Raw genomic sequence first — 22,185 nt, forward strand, 5'->3', positions numbered from 1 at the left:
GGACACCGTCTCTTGCTTGTCCTGAGGGATGTCCATCAGTCGCGCAGCTCCCGTAGCTCGTCCAGGTCGGTGCCGCCGAACGCGGCGCGCATGCGGGTGGTGAGGACCTGCAGCACCAGCACGGCGAGCAGCACGTCCAGCGAGACGCCCAGCTCGACCACGGCCGGCACCCCGCTGGTGGTGAGGAACGCGGTCGCGGTGATGGCGTTGTCCATCAGCAGGAACCCGACCACCTGTGACAGGGCCCTGCGCCTGCTGACCAGGACGAAGAACCCGACCAGCAGCACGGTGAGGGCGACGGGCACCGCCCTGGTGGACGGGGTGGGCGTGAGCCGCACCAGCGGCTGGGAGATGTCGTAGGCCACCATCGCCAGCACGGCCGCCACCAGCAACGAGGTGGCCACGTTGACCAGCGGCCTGCTCTCGCGGTCCTCTCCCCCGGCCACCAGCGCGCGGCGCATGAGGTGCGGCAGCAGCCCGGCGCGCAGCCCGCCCACCGCGACGCCCGCCACGGCGAGCTCGGCGGACCCCTCGTGCGCCGCGAGCACGAGCACCATGGCGGCCAGGGCGACGCCCTGCCAGGCGAACAGCCGGACGATGGCGGCGAGGTCGTGCCGCCCCAGCACCAGCACCCCCGCGAGGAGGAACGCCCCGCAGGCGAGATCCAGTAAGGGCACGTACATCGATTCGTTCATGTCATCTCACGTGAGGAAGCAGGAAGCGGCGACGGCCAGCAGCGCCAGCATGAAAGAACCGGCCAGGAGCTCGGGGATGCGGAACAGGCGCAACTTGGCCATGAACACCTCGGCGGCGGCGAGCACCGTGCCGAGCACGGCGACCTTGACCACCAGCAGGCCCATGGCCAGGGCCACGGAGCCCGGCCCCGCCCCGGCGGGGGCGATGCCCCAGGGGACGAAGAGGCTGCCCAGCAGCCCGAGCAGCACCGACAGCCGCATCGCCGACGCCCACTCGATCAGCGCCAGGTCGGGCCCCGCGTACTCCAGGATCATCGCCTCGTGGATCATCGTCAGCTCAAGATGCGTCGAGGGGTTGTCCACCGGGATGCGCCCGGTCTCGGCCATGGTGACCACCACCAGGGCGACGGCGGCGAGCAGGCTGACCGGAGAGATCACCGCCAGCGGGTTCCGCAGGGCCGAGGTGACGATCACGCCGAGGTTCGTGGACCCCGCCCGCACCGACAGCGCGAACACCGACAGCAGGATGGTCGGCTCGACCAGCGCCAGCACGGTGACCTCGCGGCTGGCGCCCATCCCGCCGAACGCCGTGCCGGTGTCCAGCCCGCCGAGGGCCAGCGCCACCGACCCGAGGGCCAGCAGGGCGGCCACCGCGAACAGGTCGGCCACCCCGTCGAACGGTGAGCGGGTGGTCACCAGGGGCACCACCGCGGCCACCACCAGGGCGGTCCCGGCGAGCACCAGGGGCGCCATCCGGAACACCCACCCGGTGCCGTGCGGGGTGATGGCCTCCTTCCTGGACAGCTTGCGCAGGTCACGCCACGCCTGACCCACCCCGGCGCCCGCCCGCCCCTCCAGCCGGGCGCGCACCTGCCGCATCAGCCCGGCCAGCAGCGGGGATCCGACGGCCACGAGCACGACCTGCGCCACCGCGCCCACCAGGCCCACCAGGCCGCCCGGGGCGGTCACCAGACCACCGCCAGCACGATGAGCATGCCGGTGAGCGCGTAGAACCCGTAGGCCAGGTAGCGGTGGACGCTGCCGTCCGCGAGCCTCGTGGCACGGCGGCCGATCGAGGCCGCGGCGGCCAGCACCGGGTCGTACAGGCGCCGCTCGACGCGGTCGTGCACGCGGGCGCGGAACTGGACGCTCTCCACGATGTACGCCGACTCCTTCGTCGGGGTGACGTCGAGGTCGCTCTCGGGCGCGAGCACGTTGTCGAAGACCCGCTGCAACGGCTGGGCGAACGAGGTGGCGGTGTACTCCATGCGCGGTGACATGGGCCCCGCCCCGCAGTCCCACAGCCGCGCGGGCCGCCGCGCCCGCCGCCGGGCCAGCGTCCGTACCGTGCCGAGCGCGCCGACCACGGCGATCACGAGCGCGGCGGCCAGCAGCAGCGGCGACATCGTCCCCGCGGTGCTGGTGAGCCGCAGCGTCACCTCTCCCCCGACCGCGCCCGATCCGGGAAGCAAGGTGGCGACCGTGCGGCAGAGGGCGGGCAGGACGGCGGTGGGCGCGAGCGCCAGGCCCGCGCAGCACGCCGCCGCGAGCGCCATGCCGCCGAGCATGACGGGCGGGCTCTCGGCCGCGCGCCCGGCCTCGCGGGTGCGCGGACGGGCGAGGAACCCCACGCCGAATGCCTTGACGAAGGTGGCGACCCCGAGGCCCGCCGTCAGCGCGATCACCCCCACGGCCGCCGGCATCGTCACCGCCCCCGTCACGCCCGAGCTGGGCAGGGAATGGATGAGGCTCTGCAGCAGCAGCCACTCACTGACGAACCCGTTGCCGGGCGGCAGCGCCGAGGCCGCCAGGGCGCCCACCGCGAACAGGGCTGTGGTGTACGGCATGCGGCCGCGCAGCCCCCCGAGCGCGTCCAGGTCGCGGGTGCCGGTGGCGCGCAGGACGGAGCCCGCCGAGAGGAACAGCAGCGTCTTGAACGCCGAATGGTTCACGACGTGCAAAAGCGCGGCGGCCAGCGCGAGGCCCGCGAGCATGGGGTTCCCGCAGGCGGCGAGGAACCCGGCCGCGCCCACGCCGATCAGGACCAAGCCCATGTTCTCGGTGGTGGAGTAGCCCAGCAGCCGCTTGAGGTCGGAGGCGACCGTCGCCTGCAGGACGCCGAACAGCGCCGACAGGGCGCCGATCGCGAGCACGAGCAGCCACCACCAGGCCGGGCCGCCGTGCAGCAGGTCCATGCCGACCCGCACGATGCCGTAGACGCCCATGTTGACCATGGCCGCGCTCATCATGGCCGACACCTGGCTCGGCGCCTCCGGATGGGCCCGCGCCAGCCAGACGTGCAGCGGCACGATGCCGGCTTTGGAGGCGAAGCCCACCAGCGTCGCGAGGAACACCACCCCGGACAGGGCGGGAGACGGCTCGGCCGCCCGGAGCCGCACGAACGAGTCACCCCCCGCCCCGGCGGCGAAGGCGGCCAGCCCGGCCAGGATCGCCACGAAGCCGAGGTGGGTCATCACGGCGTACCACAGCGCGGCCTCGCCCACGGCGGCCCGGCGGGCGTGCTCGGCCAGCACCAGCAGCAGCGAGGTGATCGCCATCAGCTCCCAGGCCGCCAGCAGCGTGCCCACGCTGGCCGCCACGGGCACCAGCAGCATGGCCGCCAGGAACAGCGGCGGCGTCGCCTGGGCCACGCGGCCGTCCAGCCCGTGCCGGGTGTAGCCGATGCCGTAGATCGCGGCGCACACGGCCACCGCGCCGGTGACGGCGACGAACGTCCCGGCCAGCGGGTCGAGCGCGAGACGCGCGCCCGCCAGCGGGAGCACGCCGGGGAGCCAGGCCGTCCAGGTCTGCCCGGCGAGCGCCGCGACGCCGGCCAAGGCCCCCGCCGCGCCCGCGCAGGCCATCGTCACCCCCGCCACCAGCGGCCTGGCGCGGCGGGGGGTCACCACCCCGGCCAGCGCCGAGGCCAGGCACAGGGCCAGCGCGGAGGTCAGGAACGTTCCAGCGGCGTTCACCGGCCGGTCAGCCCGCGCAGCGCCTCGACGATGGCTCCGGGCTCCGGCGGGCATCCCGGCACCTCGACGTCCACGGGCAGCACGTCCTTGACCGCGCCGACCACTCCGTACGCCCCGGCGAACACCCCGCAGTTCCTGGCGCAGTCGCCTAGCGCGATCACCAGGCGCGGCTCGGGGACGGCCTCGTGGCTGCGCCGCAGGGCGACCTCCATGTTGCGCGTCACCGGGCCGGTCACCAGCAGCGCGTCCGCGTGCCGCGGCGAGGCCACCAGGCGTGCCCCGTAGCGGTCGGCGTCGTAGACCGGCCCGAACGCCGAGGCGATCTCCACCTCGCACCCGTTGCACGAGCCCGCGTCGACATGCCGTATCTGCACGGAACCGCCGAGCTCGGCCGCCGCCGGCACGGTGTCGCCACCGGCCCGCTCGGGCGACGGCTCGGCCATCCGGCCCGTCTTTCGTATCTTCCGCCACAAACCGATCACGACGACACCTCAGCACTCGGGGAGATGGACGGGGGACGCGAGCACGGCCGACGCCGGCCCGGCGAGCGGTCCGTACGAGCCGCTCCGGTCTCGTTTCGCCCAGCTCCGCCGGGGGGCTTCCCCGGATCATCAGGTAAGAGTCGGGTGCCCGCTTCAGCGGCCCGGTCAGGCCCGCACCGCTGAGCGCGTGCACAACGTCGAGATCTCGCGCGTGCCGAAACGATACCCATGCGTAGCCGAACCGCAACTCACCGTGACGGGCTGGAGCCTCTACTTCGCCGCCCACGGCGGGGTGACGCGCCGGAAGAGGACCGTTGTAGCCCGGTTTCCACACCCGGCTCCGGCCAAGGACCGTACGTCAGGTCACCTCGGCCACCGAGGGACCGGGAGTTCATCGCCAGGCAGGCGCCGCCGTGCGACTTGCTCAGCGCGCCGGAGTCACTTCGCGCGTAGGAGTTCGCTTCGCGCGTCCGGTGACCGTCCGGGGCGGAGGTCGTGGGACGCCGGCGTGAGCGTGCGGGGCGGGGGCGTCGGAGGAAGGGTGCGTCTGTCCACGGATGGCGGGGCGGGCGTCACGGCACCGTCCCGCGGATTCCATTTACTCCGTGAACCTGTCGCCAGGATATGGGGCGGCCGGCGTTCGCGTCCAATTATGTTTCTTGATGAATCAGGTAAGGAAACGCCTATGACAGCGGCTTAATGGTGCGCTCTTGACGGTTTCGGGAAATTCATGCGACCGTCGAATGCGTGAATCACCGCACGCCACAAGGCATCGCCGCCCCGGCCCCGGGCGAGCAACTTTACAGCGGCGACGATCCGGAAAGAGGGACGACCGGGCGCACCGAATGCGACGGGAAATGCACGCGTAACGCCGGATGAAACCGTCCGCTGGTTTCTCGTCCGATCGGGCCGATAAACGCCGGGCCGGCCCCACTCCGTCACGGGGGTGAGGCACCGGGGGACGATCCGCGCCCGTCGCGGATATCCGAACACGCCGGATCGTCGACGTCACCGGTTCGCAGGAAGCCCGTAGATCACGACAAGAGGCGGAAGTTGGATATGGCAGATCAGGTGAACGCGGCGGGATTCGAAGGCGGCGACGCGGTCGCGGTGATCGGCCTGGCGTGCCGGTTGCCCGGCGCGCCGGGCCCCGAGGCCCTGTGGCGGCTGCTGCGCTCCGGAGGCGACGCGATCGCCGAGCCCTCGCCCGAGCGGCTGCTCGCCGAGCCGCAGATCGTAGGTCGTCCTGGCGGCTTCCTCGACCAGGTGGACCGGTTCGACGCCGGCTTCTTCGGGATCTCGCCACGCGAGGCCGTGGCCATGGACCCCCAGCAGCGGCTCATGCTGGAGCTGGGCTGGGAGGTCCTGGAGGACGCCGGGGTGCTCCCCTCCGACCTGGCAGGCGTCCGCGCCGGGGTGTTCCTCGGCGCGATCGGCTCCGACTACGCCGCCCTGGCCGCCCGCAGCGGCGACGCGGCCATCACCCGTCACACGCTCGCCGGGCTGAACAAGGGGATGCTGGCGAACCGCATCTCCTACTTCCTCGGCCTGCGCGGCCCGAGCCTGACGGTGGACACCGCCCAGTCGTCCGCGCTGGTGGCCGTGCACCTGGCCTGCGAGAGCCTGCGGAGCGGCGAGTCCGCGCTCGCGATCGCCGGTGGCGTCAACCTCAACCTGGTCCCCGAGAGCACCCTCACCGCCGAGCGGTTCGGAGGGCTCTCGCCCGATGGGCGCTGCTTCACCTTCGACGCCCGCGCCAACGGGTACGTGCGCGGTGAGGGCGGCGGGCTGGTACTGCTCAAGCCGTTGTCGCGGGCCCTCGCCGACGGCGACACCGTGCACGCCGTCGTCCGTGGCAGCGCGGTGAACAGCGACGGGGCCACGGACGGCCTCACCGTGCCGAGCGACCGGGCGCAGGAGGAGGTCGTGCGCCTGGCGGTGAGCAGGTCGGGGATCGACCCGGGAGCCGTGCAGTTCGTCGAGCTGCACGGCACGGGCACGAAGGTGGGCGATCCGATCGAGGCCCGCGCGCTCGGGGCGGCGCTGGGCACGGCCCGCCCGGCCGGCCGGCCGCTGATCGTCGGCTCGGTGAAGACGAACGTCGGGCACCTGGAGGGCGCGGCCGGCATCGCCGGACTGCTCAAGGCCGTCCTCAGCATCCGTCACCGCGAGATCCCGCCGAGCCTCAACTTCGAGACGCCGAACCCGCACATCGACCTGGAGGCGCTGAACCTTCGCGTGGCCGCCGCGTCAGGCCCCTGGCCACGGCCGGACGAGCCGCTCGTCGCCGGCGTCAGCTCGTTCGGGATAGGCGGCACCAACTGCCACCTCATCCTGACCGAAAGCCCCGGCCGGGCGGCCGCGAACCTCCGAACCCCTCGGGGCGGAGATCCCGGACGACCTGTCACCCGGCCCGGGACCCGATCGACCGGGTCGGCCACGTCGCCGCTTGTTCCCTTCGTCCTGTCCGGACGGACGCCGGGCGCGTTGCGGGAGCAGGCCGGGCGGCTGCTCGACGCGGTGGCCGGCGCCGACGAAGACCTGTCCGATCTCGCGTTCTCCCTGGCCACCACGCGTACGTCCTTCAGGCACCGTGCCGTGCTGGTGGAGCCGGGCCGGCGCGAGCTCCTGGACGGGCTGAAGGCGCTTACCGCCGGCGACCCCACCGCCGGCACGGTCCTGGGTGAGACACGGAGCGGCAGCGGTGGCGTCGTCTTCGTCTTTCCGGGCCAGGGCAGCCAGTGGATCGGCATGGGCCGCGAGCTGGCCCGCCTCTCCCCCGTGTACGCCGAGCACCTGAGCGCCGTCGCGAGCGCCCTGGACCCGCATGTCGACTGGTCGCCCGCCGAGGTGCTCTGGGGGCTTCCCGGCGCGGCCTCGTTCGACCGGGTCGAGGTGGTACAGCCGGCCCTGTTCGCCGTCATGGTCGCGCTCGCCCGGCTCTGGGAGTCGTTCGGAGTGGTCCCCGACGCCGTCATCGGGCACTCGCAGGGCGAGATCGCCGCGGCGCACATCGCGGGCGCGTTGTCCCTTGAGGACGCGGCCGCGATCGTCGTGCTGCGCAGCCGGGCGATCGCCGCGATCTCCGGCCACGGCGGGGGGATGGTGTCGATCCCGCTGCCCGCCGATCAGGTACGCGCCCGGCTGGCCCGCTGGGCGGGCCGGTTGAACGTCGGCGCGGTCAACGGGCCCTCCGCCACCGTGGTCTCCGGTGACGGCGACGCCCTCGACGAGCTGGTGGCCGCGTACGAGGCCGAGGACGTCCCGGTGCGCGGCGTGCGGATCGACTACGCCTCGCACTCCGCGCACGTCGAGGTCGTCCGCGACCAGCTGCTGGAGCTGCTGCCGGGGTTCGTCCCGCGGAGCACGGACACCGCCTTCTACTCCAGCGTCACCGGAGGACTTCTCGACACCGCCGAGCTCGATGCCGGCTACTGGTACCGCAACCTCCGGCACACCGTCGAGTTCGAGCGCGCCGTACGCGCCGCGCTGGCCGACGGGCACGATGTCTTCGTCGAGTCGAGCCCGCATCCGATCCTGGTCGTAGGACTCCGCCAGATCCTCGACACCGCCCCTGCGGACACCCGCACCACCCAGGCCGACGTGGCCGGCACCGTCCAGGCGGGAAGTTCGACCGGCACCGCCCACGCGGGGGTGGTGACCGGGACCCTGCGGCGGGGTGGTGGCGACCTCGGCCACTTCCTGCGCTCGGCGGCCCGGCTGCACGTACACGGAGTGCCGGTCGACTGGACGGGAGCGCTACCCCCCGACGCCCGGCGCGTGCCGCTGCCCACGTACGCCTTCCAGCGCCGCCGCCACTGGCTCGACCGGGCGACGGCCACCCCGTCACGTGTCCCCCCTCACGATCCCCTCGCGACGCCGGCCTCGATACCCGAGCCGGAGCCTCAGCCCACCAGCACGCTGGGCGCGCGGCTCGCCGGGCTTGCCGATGAGGAGCGGGGCCGCTGGGTGCTCGACCTCGTGCTCTCCGCGACGGCGACCGTCCTCGGGTATGCCGACGGGGTCGCCGTGGCCGCCGACCTCCCGTTCCGGGACCTCGGGCTCGACTCCCTCGGCGCGGTGGAGCTGCGCGACAGGCTGTCGGCCGTGACGGGACTCCCGGTGCCGGCCACCGTCACCTTCGACCATCCCACGCCGCTCGCGGTCGCACGGTTCCTGCTGGCCGAGACTGGAGGTCGTACAGAACGGCCCGCCGGGACCGCCCGGGACCGCACCGGGGCGGCGCCGTACGACGAGCCGGTCGCGCTGGTCGCGATGAGCGGCCGATGGCCGGGAGGAGCCGACACCCCGGAACGGCTCTGGGACCTGCTGCTGGCCGGAGCCGACGCGATCAGCGGCTTCCCCGCCAACCGAGGCTGGGACCTCGACGCGCTCTACGACCCCGGCTCGACCCGGCCCGGCACCTCGTACACCCGGGAGGGCGGCTTCCTGCACGACGCCGACCGGTTCGACGCCGATTTCTTCGGCATCAGCCCTCGGGAGGCCGCCGCGATGGACCCCCAGCAGCGGCTGCTGCTGGAAGCGTCCTGGGAGCTGCTCGAACGTGCCGGAATCACGCCCGGGTCCCTCAGGGGCAGCCGCACCGGCGTCTTCGTCGGAGCCACGCCGCAGGACTACGGCCCCCGGCTGCACGAGACCTCCGAGGACGCCGAGGGATACGCGCTGACCGGCACCACGACCAGTGTGGTCTCCGGGCGGATCGCGTACACCTTCGGCTTCGAGGGGCCGGCGGTCACCGTGGACACCGCCTGCTCATCCTCGCTGGTCGCGCTGCACCTGGCCGTTCAGTCGCTGCGCAGCGGAGATACCGATCTGGCGCTGGCGGGCGGGGTGGCGGTGATGTCCGCCCCTGGCATGTTCACCGAGTTCTCCCGCCAGCGGGGCCTCGCCCGGGACGGGCGGTGCAAGCCGTTCGCGGCGGCGGCCGACGGCACGGCGTGGGCCGAGGGCGTGGGATTGCTGCTCGTCGAACGGCTGTCGGACGCGGAGCGCCTGGGGCATCGGGTTCTGGCGGTCATCCGGGGCACCGCCATCAACCAGGACGGCGCCTCCAACGGCCTGACCGCACCCAACGGACCCGCCCAGCAGCGGGTGATACAGGACGCGCTCACGTCCGCGGGGTTGCGGGCGGCCGACGTCGACGTGGTGGAGGCCCACGGCACCGGGACCACGCTGGGCGACCCCATCGAAGCCCAAGCCATCATCAACACCTACGGTCAGGATCGTCCGGCCGACCGGCCGCTGCTCATCGGCTCGGTGAAGTCGAACATCGGCCACGCCCAGGCCGCCGCCGGGGTGGCGAGCATGATCAAGCTCGTGTCCGCGCTGGAACACGGGGTGGTTCCCAAGACGCTGCACGTGGACGAACCGTCCGGGCATGTGAACTGGAGCGCCGGATCGGTCGAGCTGCTCACCGACACCCGCCCATGGCCCGAAACCGGACGCCCCCGGCGCGCGGCCCTGTCCTCGTTCGGGATCAGCGGCACCAACGCCCACGTGATCATCGAGCAGCCCCCCACGACACGGCGGCGACCCGACCTCGCCCCCACGCCCACGTCCGCATCATCGCAAGAGACCCCGCCGTCAAGAGCCACCGCCGACCTGATGCGAACCACTTCCCCGACCGAACACGCCTCCATGACAGCCGCACCGCCCACGAAACCAACCCACCCGGCACCCCCCTCACCCGAACCTCAGACCGGCGGCCCCGAGAGCCACACGCCCGAGACCGGCGCACCGGAAAGCGACGTGCCCGCGAGCCCCGCGCCGGCGAACAGCGTGCCCGGAAGCCTCGCAACCAAAAGCGACGTGCCCGGGAGCCTCGCAACCGAAAGCGGCGTGCCCGGGAGCCGTGTACCTGAAAGCGACGTGCCCGGGAGCCTCACGCGAGACAGTCGCGTGCCCGAAAACGGCGTGCCCGAGCTTGGGGTAGTCCCATGGGTTCTTTCCGCTCGGACTCCTGAGGCGCTGCGCGGTCAAGCCCGCAAGCTCGCCGATCACCTGGACGGCGACCCCGAGCTGGACCCGGCCTCCGTCGGGCTCTCGCTGGTCACCACCCGGACCCTGTTCAACCACCGAGCCGTCCTCCTCGGCACCGGCGACCAGCTCACCGAAGGACTACACGCCCTGGCCGACGGACGGTCCCATCCCACCGTCACCGTTGGAGCCGCCGCCCCCACCCCGCGGACCGCGTTCCTGTTCACCGGGCAAGGCAGCCAGCACGCAGGCATGAGCCGCGAACTCCACCAAGCCTTCCCGGTTTACGCCACCACCTTCGACCAGCTCACCACCGCCTTCGACACCCACCTGCGGTTACCCGTTCCACTGCGCGAGGTCATCCTCACCACCAGGCACGCCGAACTGCTCAACCAGACCCTCTACACCCAACCGGCGCTGTTCACCCTGCAAATCTCCCTCACCCACCTGCTGAACAGCTGGGGCATCACCCCCGACATCGTCACCGGACACTCCATCGGCGCCATCAGCGCCGCCCACATCGCCGGAATCCTCACCCTGAACGACGCCACCACCCTGATCGCCACCCGCGCCCACCTCATGCAATCCCTCCCCACCGGACACGGCGCCATGGCAGCCATCCAAGCCACCGAACAAGAGGTGCAAGCCGCCCTACACGACCGCGACGACGTCACCATCGCCGCACTCAACACCCCAAACTCCACCGTCATCTCCGGCGATTACCACGGCATACATTCCGTTACCGAAGCCTTCAGGGCACAAGGCCGGAAGGCCAAACACCTCACCGTCAGCCACGCATTCCACTCAGCTCACATGGACCCCATCCTGAGTGACTTCCGTGACGCCCTCTCAGCGTTGACCTTCACCCCGCCCACCATCGACTTTGTCTCCGACCTCACCGGTGAACTCGCCGACCCCGGCCACATCACCACCCCCGGCTACTGGGCCGACCATCTAAGGAGCCCTGTCCGGTTCCATGACGCCGTCCGGTCCCTTCACGCCACCGCACACCTGGAACTCGGTCCCGACGGTGTCCTCACCACGTTCCTCCACGACACCCTGGACAGCGACGTCACCGCCGCACCCGTCCTCCGCAAAGACCGCCGCGACATCACCACCGCCCTCACCGCCGCCGCCACCACCTTCACCCACGGAACCCCCACCGACTGGACCGAACTCCTCCCCCAAACCCCCACCACAGACCTCCCCACCTACGCCTTCCAGCGCCGCAGGCACTGGCTCGACGCCCCGCGCCCCGCCAACGGCCGGACCGGTCCGCAGATCACGAGAGACGCGCACGCCGGGCGCGGCGCTCGATCGGCGATCGACTCGTGGTGCCACCGCATCGCCTGGCGTCCCCTGAGCGAGGTCGCACCGGCCAGGCACACCGGACGGTGGCTCCTGGTCCGGCCGGCCACCAGCCCGGCCGCGGCCTGGTCCGACGCGCTCATCCGCGCGTTCGCCACGCAGGGCGGCGAGGCGGTACCGGTCACGGTGAACGCGGCGACGGCCGACCGCCACACCCTCGCTGCCGTCCTGACCGACAGGCCGGATGACGGACCGCTCGCCGGGATCCTGTCCCTGCTCTCCTTCGACGACACTCCGCATCCCCGGTATGCGTCGCTCCCCTGCGGGGGCGCCGCCGAGGTGGCGCTCATCCAGGCCCTGGACACCGCGGGGATCGCCGGGCGACTCTGGAGCGCCACCCGGGAAGCCGTCTCGACAGGTATGCCGGACCCTGTGAAGCATCCCCTCCAGGCGCTGGCCTGGGGGTTCGGCGGGACCCTCGCGGCGGAGAGACCCGAGCGGTGGGGCGGGCTGCTCGACCTTCCCGGGACGCCGGACGGCCGCTTCGCCGCCCTCGCCGTCAGCGCGGTCACGGGAGCGCACGGCGAGTCCGAGCTGGCGGTCCGTACCTCAGGGATCCATGCCCGCCGCCTCGTACCCGCGCCTCTGGGTGACACGGTCGCACCAGCAGCGTGGACCCCTGGTGGCACCACACTGATCACCGGGGGCACCGGCGCGCTCGGCGCTCGGATCGCGCGCAGGCTCGCCGAGCGCGGCGCCGGCCACCTCCTGCTCACCAGCCGTCGCGGCCCGGACGCGCCCGGCGCCGCCGAGCTGCGGGACGAGCTGACCGCCCTGGGCGCGGAGGTCACCATCGCGGCCGTGGACGTCAGCGACCGCGCGGCGCTGGCCGCGCTGCTCGACGGGATCGACGGACGGCACCCGCTCAGCGCGGTGATCCACACCGCCGCCGTACTGGACGACTCGCTGATCGACTCGCTGACCGCCGAGCGCATGCATCTGGTGCAACGGGTCAAGGTCGGTGGCGCGTTGCACCTGCACGAGCTGACCCGCCATCTCGACCTCTCGGCGTTCGTGCTCTTCTCCTCGATCACCGGAACGATCGGTACGGCGGGGCAGGGCAACTACGGTCCCGGCAACGCCGTACTGGACGCGCTCGCCGAGCATCGCCGGGCGGCCGGGCTGCCCGCCACATCGATCGCGTGGGGGCACTGGGACGGCGAGGGCATCGCGGGCCCGGCAGCCGCCCGGGAGCTGCGCCGTAACGGACTGCTGCCGATGGACGCCGACCTCGCCGTCACAGCGATGGAGGAGGCCATCGGCCACGGGGAGACCCGCCTGGTCATCGCGCGGGCGGACTGGGCCGCCATCGCGGGGTCCCGCCAGGTCCCGCTGCTGGGCGAGATCCCCGAAGCCCAGGCCGCCGCCCCCGGTGCCGCCGAGCCGGGCGAGACCTCCGGCGATGGTCCCGGCATGGTAGGAAGGATCGCCGTACTGCCCGACGCCGAGCGGCGGCAGGCGGTCCGGAGGCTCGTACGCACCGAGGTCGCCGCCGTACTCGGGCACGCCTCCGTCGCCGCCGTGGACGAGCGGCAGGGCTTCCGCGACCAGGGATTCAGCTCGCTCAGCGGCGTCGAACTGCGCAACCGCCTCGCCAAGGTCACCGGGCTGGCGCTGCCCAGCACCCTGGTGTTCGACTACCCCACTCCTGCGGCGCTCGCGGAGCATCTGCACGACGTGCTGGCTTCCGAAGTGGAGACCCCGCTCGGCGCGGTGCTGGCCAAGATCGAGGAGCTGGAGGCGCTGCTGTCCGGGCCCGGCGTCCCGCCGTCCGACCGCGAGGCCACCAGCGCCAGGCTGCGGCAGGTGCTGGCGGGCCTCCCGTCCGGCACCGCCCCGGCCGTCGACAACGGGTCCGGCGGCGCGGCCGGGGACCTGTCCACGGCGTCCGACGACGAGCTGATCAGCTTCATCAGCGACGAGCTCGGCATCTCCTGACCTCTTCTCCCGTACAGACCGTTTCTCCCGTACAGACCGTGCTCTGAAAGGCATGCCAGTGAGTGACGACCAGATACGGCACCTTCTCCGACGGGTGACCCAGGAGCTGCACAAGACGCGTGAAGAGCTCCAGGAGGTACGAGAGGGACAGCGGGAGCCGATCGCGATCGTGGGGATGGCCTGCCGGCTGCCCGGCGGCATCACCACACCCGAACAACTCTGGGAACTGGTCGCCAACGGACAAGAAGCCATCTCCGAATTCCCCACCGACCGAGGCTGGGACCTGCCACACCTCTACCACCCCGACCCCGACCACCCCGGAACCACCTACACCCGCCACGGCGGATTCCTCCACAACGCAGCCGACTTCGACGCCGACTTCTTCGGCATCTCCCGCCGCGAAGCACTCGCCAGCGACCCCCAGCAACGCCTCCTCCTCGAAACCGCCTGGGAAGCCATCGAACGCGCCGGCATCGACCCGTCCACGCTCAAGGGCAGCCGTACGGGCGTGTTCGCCGGCACCAGCGCGCAGGACTACGTGAGCGCGTCCGGGAGGGCGCCGGACGGCGTCGAGGGATACCTGATCACGGGAACGGCGGCCAGCGTGGTCTCCGGGCGGATCGCCTACACCCTGGGCCTTGAGGGGCCCGCCGTCACCGTGGACACCGCCTGCTCATCGTCCCTGGTGGCACTGCACCTGGCCGTGCAGTCACTGCGCGGCGGGGAGTCCGACCTGGCGCTGGCGGGCGGGGTGACCGTCATGGCGTCTCCGGCCACCTTCGTGGAGTTCTCCCGGCAGCGGGGGCTGTCGGTCGACGGGCGCTGCAAGGCCTTCGCGGCGGCGGCCGACGGCACCGCATGGGCCGAAGGCGCGGGATTACTGCTGGTCGAGCGGTTGTCGGACGCCGAACGCCTGGGCCACAAAGTGCTGGCCCTCGTACGCGGCACCGCGATCAACCAGGACGGCGCCTCCAACGGACTCACCGCACCCAACGGACCCGCCCAGCAACGCGTCATCCACGACGCCCTCACCAACGCAGGCCTCCACCCAGCAGACATCGACGTCGTAGAAGCCCACGGCACCGGAACCACCCTCGGCGACCCCATCGAAGCCCAAGCCATCATCAACACCTACGGCCAACGCCCCCCAAACCAACCCCTCTACCTCGGCTCCCTCAAATCCAACATCGGCCACACCCAAGCCGCCGCCGGAACCGCCGGACTCATCAAACTCATCCAAGCCCTCCACCACCACACCCACCCCCAAACCCTCCACATCGACCAACCCACCCCCCACGCCAACTGGACCCCCACCGTCCAACTCCTCACCACCCCCCAACCCTGGCCACAAACCACCCACCCCCGACGCGCCGCCATCTCCGCCTTCGGCGTCAGCGGCACCAACGCCCACATCATCATCGAAGAACCCCCGGCCCCCAAAGACACCGCCCGCCCATCCCCAAGCCGGCACGTCTCCCCTGGCCCGGCACCATCCGCTGAAGCGACCTCCTCCCCCGCACCGCAAAGCGGAGTACGGGAGAGCGGAGCGTCCGAGATCCACGGGTCGAAGAACTCCGTACCCCGGAGTGGAGTGCCGGAGAACCGTGCCTCGGGGAGCCGCGTGCCCGAGATCGGAGTGCTTCCCTGGGTGCTTTCCGCACGTACCCCTGCCGCGCTTCGCGATCAAGCCCGTAGGCTCGTCAGCCATCTGGACGGCAATCCCGGTCTGGACCCCGCTCAGGTCGGACGATCCCTGGTCACCACCAGGACCCTGTTCGACCATCGCGCCACGGTCGTCGCCGCTCCCGAGCAGCTCAACGAGGGGTTGCGTGCCTTAGCCGAGGGGCGGGCTCATCCGGGTCTCACCGTGGGAGCCGCCGCCCCCATACCGCGCACGGCGTTCCTGTTCACCGGCCAAGGCAGCCAGCACGCAGGCATGAGCCGCGAACTCCACCAAGCCTTCCCGGTTTACGCCACCACCTTCGACCAGCTCACCACCGCCTTCGACACCCACCTGCGGTTACCCGTTCCACTGCGCGAGGTCATCCTCACCACCAGGCACGCCGAACTGCTCAACCAGACCCTCTACACCCAACCGGCGCTGTTCACCCTGCAAATCTCCCTCACCCACCTGCTGAACAGCTGGGGCATCACCCCCGACATCGTCACCGGACACTCCATCGGCGCCATCAGCGCCGCCCACATCGCCGGAATCCTCACCCTGAACGACGCCACCACCCTGATCGCCACCCGCGCCCACCTCATGCAATCCCTCCCCACCGGACACGGCGCCATGGCAGCCATCCAAGCCACCGAACAAGAAATCCACACCGCCCTACACGACCACGACGACGTCACCATCGCCGCACTCAACACCCCAAACTCCACCGTCATCTCCGGCGATTACCACGGCATACATTCCGTTACCGAAGCCTTCAGGGCACAAGGCCGGAAGGCCAAACACCTCACCGTCAGCCACGCATTCCACTCAGCTCACATGGACCCCATCCTGAGTGACTTCCGTGACGCCATCTCAGCTTTGACCTTCACCCCGCCCACCATCGACTACATCTCCGACCTCACCGGCCAACCCGCCGACCCCGGCCACATCACCACCCCCGACTACTGGGCCGACCACCTACGCAACCCCGTCCGCTTTCACGACGCCATACGCAGCGTCGGCCGGGGAACCACCCCCGGCGAGGAGACCACCGCCTACCTCGAACTCGGTCCCGACGGTGTCCTCACCGCGTTCCTCCACGACACCCTGGACGGCGACGTCACCGCCGCACCCGTCCTCCGCAAAGACCGCCCCGACATCACCACCGCCCTCACCGCCGCCGCCACCACCTTCACCCACGGAACCCCCACCGACTGGACCGAACTCCTCCCCCAAACCCCCACCACAGACCTCCCCACCTACGCCTTCCAACACGAACGCTTCTGGGTGGAGCCCTCGACCACTGCCGGCGACCCGTCGGGGCTCGGCCTTGGGGCGGCCGGCCATCCCCTGCTGAGCGCCACGGTGACCCTGGCCAGTGGGGACGGAGTGCTGCTCACCGGCCGCCTCTCCCTTGCCACCCACCCCTGGCTCGCCGACCACACCGTCCGCGGAACCGTCATCGTCCCCGGCACCGCATTCCTCGAACTCGCCCTGCGCGCAGGCGACGAAGCAGGCCTCGACACCGTCGAAGAACTCATCGTCGAAACACCCCTCGTGCTCACCCAAGACGTGCACATCCAGGTAGCCGTCGACACCCCGCGAGACGGACGCCGTACGGTCGAGATCCACTCCCGGCCCCAAGACGCCCCCGCCGGCACCGAGTGGACCCGTCACGCGACCGGAGTGCTCTCCACAGGGCGCGGCGCCCCGATCGAGGGCGCGGTATGGCCGCCAGAGGGAGCCACGCCTCTCGACCTCGGGGACGCCTACGACCGGCTACGCGCGGCCGGCCTGGAGTACGGCCCGGCGTTCCGCGGCCTGGTCGCGGCCTGGCGGCGCGGGGACGAGCTGTTCGCCGAGGTATCCCTGGCGCGGGAACAGCAGTCCGAGGCCGCGCCGTACGGGGTGCATCCCGCGCTGCTGGACGCCGCACTGCACGTTGCCGCACTGACCGGCATCGACGAGCTTGAGCCAGGCCAGACCCGTCTTCCTTTCGCGTGGAACGGAGTGCGGCTGTGCGCCTCCGGAGCCACCGGCCTGCGCGTGCACGTGGTGACCTCCGGCCGCGACTCGCTGACCCTGCGGGCCACCGACTCCACCGGCACCCCTGTCATCGAGATCGGCTCGCTCCTGCTGCGCCCCGTGACCGCCGAGCAGGTGAGCACCGCCCGCTCCGCGCATCGGGACTCGCTCTTCCAGCTCGACTGGGTCGAGCTGCCCACGGCGCGGACCGACTCCGGCGACCACGACCCTCCCGTGTCCGAGGATCTGGTGGTGCTGGACCTCACAGCCGGGTTCGGCCCCGACCCCGTGTCCGGTGCGTACGCGGCGACGCACCGTGCGCTTGAGGAGTCGCGGCAGTGGCTGGTGGTGGAACGCCCGGCTCCCTCGCGCCTGGTGGTGCTGACCCGGAACGCGGTCTCCGTGACCGGCGACGACACCCCCGACCTGGCCTCCGCTCCCATCTGGGGCCTGATCCGCTCGGCACAGACCGAGCAACCCGACCGCATCCTGCTCATCGACCTGGACACCGACCCCGCCTCCCGCACAGCCCTGCCGGCCGCCCTCGCGGCGGCGTCAGCGGCCGGGGAACCACAGATCGCCGTCCGCTCCGGCACGGCGTTCCTCCCCCGCCTCGCCCGCGCCAGACAACCCGAACCCACACTCCAGCCGGGGAAGGCGTGGAACCCCGACGGCACCGTACTCATCACAGGGGGCCTGGGCGGGCTCGGGACCCTCATCGCCCGCCACCTCGTCCAGAACCACCGCGTACGCCACCTCCACCTCACCGGCCGCCAAGGCCACGCCACCCCCGGAGCACACGACCTGCGAACAGAGCTCACCGCCCTGGGAGCTCAGGTCACCATCACCGCCACCGACGTCACCAACCGGAACGAACTAACCACCCTCCTGGCCCAGATCCCCGCCGAACACCCCCTCACCGCCGTCGTCCACGCCGCCGGCACCACGGACGACGGCGTCATCGGATCCCTCACCCCCGACCGGCTCAGCGCCGTCCTCGCCCCCAAGATCGACGGAGCCTGGCACCTGCACGACCTCACCCGCCACCACGACCTCACCGCCTTCATCCTCTTCTCCTCCATCTCCGCCACCCTCGGCGGAGCAGGCCAAGCCGGCTACGCCGCCGCCAACACCTTCCTGGACACCCTCGCCACACACCGCACCACCCAAGGACTCCCCGCACTCTCCCTCGCCTGGGGACTCTGGGAACACACCAGCGGCATCACCGCACACCTCACCAACACCGACCGAGCCCGCATCACCCGCACCGGCCTCCGCCCCCTCCCCACCACCGAAGCACTCGCCCTCTTCGACACCACGGTCTTCCAGAACGGACAGCCCCCCGTCCTCGTCCCGTCACCCATCGACCTCACGGCCCGGCGCGACGACGGCGAGCTCGTACCCCCGCTGCTACGCGGCCTGGTCCGCCCCCGCCGCACCCTCGCCAAGACGGGCGCCCCGGCGGGCAGCGCACCTCTGTCCCTGACCGCGCGCCTGGCCGCCCTCAGCACGGCCGAACGCCGGACGTTCCTGCTCGACCTCGTCCGTGCCGAGACGGGCACCGTCCTGGCTCATCCCAGCCCCGCCTCCATCCCCGCCGACCGCCCGCTCGTCGAACTCGGCCTGGACTCCCTCACCGCCGTCGAACTCCGCAACCGCCTCAACACCGCCACCACGCTCAGGCTCCCCGCCACCCTCACCTTCGACCACCCCACACCACAGGCGATCAGCGACTACCTCCGTTCGGAGCTGATCGGCGATGCGCCGGACAAGGCGCCTGCCGGACTCGCGGCGGTGACCACCGGTCCGGTCGCCGACGACCCGATCGTGATCATCGGGATGGCGTGCCGGCTGCCGGGCGGCCTGGACTCGCCGGAGGCGCTCTGGCGGCTGGTGGAATCCGGCGGCGACGCCGTCTCGGAGTTCCCCGACGACCGTGGGTGGGAGGTCGAGGAGCTGTACGACGAGGACCCCGACCGGCCGGGGAAGTCCTACACCAGGCAGGGCGGCTTTCTGCGTGACGTCGCGGACTTCGACCCGGCGCTCTTCGGCATCTCGCCCCGCGAGGCGCTCGCCACGGACCCGCAGCAACGGCTGCTGCTGGAGACGGCGTGGGAGACCTTCGAACGGGCCGGCCTCGATCCGCTCTCGTTGCGCGGCAGCCGTACCGGTGTGTTCGCCGGGATGATGTACCACGACTACGCCCCCCGGCTGGACGAGGCACCCGAGGGCCTGGAGGGCTACCTCTCCAACGGCAGCGCGGGCAGCATCGCCAGCGGTCGCGTGTCCTACACCTTCGGGCTCGAGGGACCGGCCGTGACCGTGGACACCGCCTGCTCGTCCTCTCTGGTCGCCCTGCACCTGGCGGCCCAGTCGCTGCGTACCGGCGAGTCGGATCTCGCGCTGGCGGGCGGGGTGGCGGTGATGGCCTCGCCCACCGTGTTCGTGGAGTTCTCCCGCCAGCGCGGGCTGGCCGCCGACGGGCGGTGCAAGGCGTTCTCGGCGGCCGCCGACGGGACCGGCTGGGGCGAGGGGGTGAGCCTGCTGCTGCTGGAACGGCTCTCGGACGCGCGACGGCACGGTCACGCGGTGCTGGCCGTGGTACGCGGCTCGGCGGTCAACCAGGACGGGGCGAGCAACGGCCTGACCGCGCCCAACGGGCCGTCGCAGCAGCGGGTGATCCGGCAGGCACTGGCCAACGCCGGGCTCTCCGCCGCCGAGGTGGACGCCGTGGAGGGCCACGGCACCGGCACCACCCTCGGCGACCCGATCGAGGCGCAGGCGCTGATCGCCACGTACGGGCAGGACCGCCCGGACGGCCGTCCGCTGCTGCTCGGCTCGCTGAAGTCGAACATCGCGCACACCCAGGCCGCGGCCGGAGGCGCGGGGGTGATCAAGATGGTGATGGCGATGGGGAACGGCGTGCTGCCGAAGACCCTGCACGTCGACGAGCCGTCCCCGCACGTGGACTGGTCCGGCGGCGGGGTGGAGCTGCTCACCGAAGCCCGTCCCTGGCCGGACACCGGCAGGCCGAGACGGGCCGGGGTGTCCTCGTTCGGCGTGAGCGGCACCAACGCGCACGTGATCCTCGAAGAGCCGCCGCCTCGGGAAGAGCCCGAGCGGAGCCCGGCGGCACCGCGGGAGGCGCTGCCCTGGGTGCTCTCCGGCCACGTGCCCGAAGGGCTGCGCGGACAGGTCGTCAGCCTGGCGACCTTCGCCGGCGGCAGGGACGGGCTCGACCCGGCGGACGTCGCGTACTCGCTGGTCACGACCCGTGCCGTGCTCGCCGAGCGTGCCGTGGTGGTCGCCAGTGGCAGGGACGGGCTCCTGGCCGGCCTGGACGCGCTCGCGGGTGAGGGCGCGCTCCCCGGCAACGTGGTACGCGGTACGGCCGACACCGGGGGCAAGGTCGTCTTCGTCTTCCCCGGACAGGGCGGCCAGTGGCCGGGCATGGCGGCGGAGCTGCTGGACACCGCGCCGGTGTTCGCCGCCCGGCTGGCCGAGTGCGCCGCCGCGCTGGAGGAGTTCATCGACTGTTCGCTGCTGGACGTGGTGCGCGGCGTACCCGGGGCGCCCGGCCTTGACCGGGTGGACGTGGTCCAGCCGATGCTGTGGGCGGTGATGGTCTCCCTCGCCGAGCTGTGGCAGTCCCACGGGGTACGTCCGGACGCGGTGGTCGGGCACTCCCAGGGCGAGATCGCCGCCGCCGTGGTGGCCGGCGGGCTGTCGCTGCGGGACGGCGCGCGGGTGGTGGCGCTGCGCAGCCGGGCGATCCTGGCCCTGTCCGGCCAGGGTGGAATGGCCTCGGTGTCGCTTCCCGCCGGCCAGGCGCGGGCACGGCTGGCGCGGTGGGGCGACCGGCTGTCGGTGGCGGTCGTGAACGGTCCGTCGAGCGTGGTGGTGTCCGGTGAGGTGGAGGCCCTGTCGGAGCTGCTCGCCGAACTGGACGCCGACGGCGTGCGCAACCGGCGCATCCCGGTCGACTACGCCTCGCACTCCGCGCAGGTGGAGCAGATCCGTGACGACCTGGCCAAGGCGCTGGCCCGGATCCGCCCGCGTACCGGGACGGTGCCGCTGCTGTCCACCGTGACCGGCGACTGGATCGACACCGCGGAGCTGGACGCGGAGTACTGGTTCACCAACCTGCGACAGACGGTGCGGTTCGAGGCGGCCACCCGGGCGCTGGCCGAGCGGGGCCACCACGCCTTCATCGAGATCAGTCCGCATCCGGTGCTCACGGCGAGCGTGGACGAGACGATCGACACGATCGACGGACCGCCCACGGTCATCACCGGGACGCTGCGCCGCGACGAGGGCGGTCTGGGCAGGTTCCTCGTTTCGCTCGCGTCGGCGTTCGTCCGGGGGGTGGCCGTCGACTGGACCGGGGCGCTCGCGGGGTCCGATCCGAGGCGCGTCGAGCTGCCCACCTACGCCTTCCAGCGGTCGCGTTACTGGCTCGACGCCGGCCGGTCGCCGGCGGCCCGGGCCACGGGCGGCGTCACCTTGCCGGCCGAGGCGGCTCCGGTATCGCAGGCCGGACGGCTCGCCGGGCTGGGCACCGCGGAGCGCCGTGAAGCCGTGCTCGATCTGGTCCGTACCGAGGTCGCGGCGGTGCTGCGGCACTCCGAGTCGGACACGGTCGGGACCACCCGGGCGTTCCGCGAACTCGGCCTGGACTCGCTCACCGCGGTCGATCTGCGCAACCGGCTGCGGACGGCCACCGGTCTGCCGCTGCCGACCACCTTGATCTTCGACTATCCGACGCCCGCGGCGGTGACCGAGTACATCCTCGCGGCCCTCCCCGGCGGCGGCGCGGGAACCGGTGGCGAGCCCGCCGACGCGCTGACCGCTCTGACCTTGCTTGAGGCGGCCCTGTCGGGCGACACGCGTTCCGGGGATCCGGACGGGGTCCTCATCCGGCTGCGCACGCTCGTGGCCCGCTTCGACCTGGCCTTACCGGGCGGAGGGGATGGGGACGAGGAGTTCGACCTCGACTCCGCCACCGACGACGACCTCTTCGACCTCGTGGACAGGAACTGAACCAG

Annotated in this window: 6 protein-coding genes; 2 read left to right on the top strand and 4 right to left on the bottom strand. The window is 72.1% G+C overall.

Features of this window, described 5'->3' with window-relative positions; translation table 11 throughout:
* Nucleotides 1-35 precede the first annotated feature (35 nt).
* The 4 genes from ACOZ38_RS23050 to ACOZ38_RS23065 are packed head-to-tail and all read right to left on the bottom strand — an operon-like array spanning nucleotide 36 to nucleotide 4,113.
* On the bottom strand, nucleotides 36-695 hold the full coding sequence (locus ACOZ38_RS23050; RefSeq protein WP_405150031.1) for a hypothetical protein: 660 nt from the start codon (nucleotides 693-695) through the stop codon (nucleotides 36-38).
* Between the two features lie 6 nt (nucleotides 696-701).
* A complete protein-coding gene (locus ACOZ38_RS23055; protein WP_424533249.1) occupies nucleotides 702-1,664 on the bottom strand; it encodes a respiratory chain complex I subunit 1 family protein in 963 nt (320 codons plus the stop codon).
* Nucleotides 1,661-3,670, bottom strand: coding sequence for a proton-conducting transporter membrane subunit (locus ACOZ38_RS23060; RefSeq protein ID WP_424533250.1), 2,010 nt, complete (start codon nucleotides 3,668-3,670; stop codon nucleotides 1,661-1,663). The genes ACOZ38_RS23055 and ACOZ38_RS23060 overlap by 4 nt, the downstream gene beginning before the upstream one ends.
* Nucleotides 3,667-4,113 (bottom strand): NADH-quinone oxidoreductase subunit B family protein, encoded by a 447-nt coding sequence (locus tag ACOZ38_RS23065; RefSeq protein ID WP_405150037.1) that lies wholly within the window; start codon nucleotides 4,111-4,113, stop codon nucleotides 3,667-3,669. Before ACOZ38_RS23065 ends, ACOZ38_RS23060 begins: the two co-directional genes overlap by 4 nt.
* A gap of 1,098 nt (nucleotides 4,114-5,211) precedes the next feature.
* On the opposite strand from ACOZ38_RS23065, the gene ACOZ38_RS23070 reads away from it, so the two are divergent.
* Complete coding sequence (locus ACOZ38_RS23070) at nucleotides 5,212-13,455, top strand: SDR family NAD(P)-dependent oxidoreductase (protein ID WP_424533251.1); 8,244 nt, start codon at nucleotides 5,212-5,214, stop codon at nucleotides 13,453-13,455.
* A gap of 52 nt (nucleotides 13,456-13,507) precedes the next feature.
* Nucleotides 13,508-22,180: an SDR family NAD(P)-dependent oxidoreductase gene (locus tag ACOZ38_RS23075; protein ID WP_424533252.1), complete on the top strand. Its 8,673-nt coding sequence runs from the start codon at nucleotides 13,508-13,510 to the stop codon at nucleotides 22,178-22,180.
* Nucleotides 22,181-22,185: the final 5 nt, after the last annotated feature.

The organism is Sphaerisporangium viridialbum, from assembly GCF_049674955.1.
GTDB classification, from domain to species: domain Bacteria; phylum Actinomycetota; class Actinomycetes; order Streptosporangiales; family Streptosporangiaceae; genus Sphaerisporangium; species Sphaerisporangium viridialbum.

What these genes read in the sequence shown, in the direction of transcription:
- ACOZ38_RS23050 (WP_405150031.1), bottom strand. Translation starts at nt 695, where the DNA reads ATGAACGAATCGATGTACGTGCCCTTACTGGATCTCGCCTGCGGGGCG.
- ACOZ38_RS23065 (WP_405150037.1), bottom strand. Translation starts at nt 4,113, where the DNA reads ATGGCCGAGCCGTCGCCCGAGCGGGCCGGTGGCGACACCGTGCCGGCG.
- ACOZ38_RS23070 (WP_424533251.1), top strand. Translation starts at nt 5,212, where the DNA reads ATGGCAGATCAGGTGAACGCGGCGGGATTCGAAGGCGGCGACGCGGTC.
- ACOZ38_RS23075 (WP_424533252.1), top strand. Translation starts at nt 13,508, where the DNA reads ATGCCAGTGAGTGACGACCAGATACGGCACCTTCTCCGACGGGTGACC.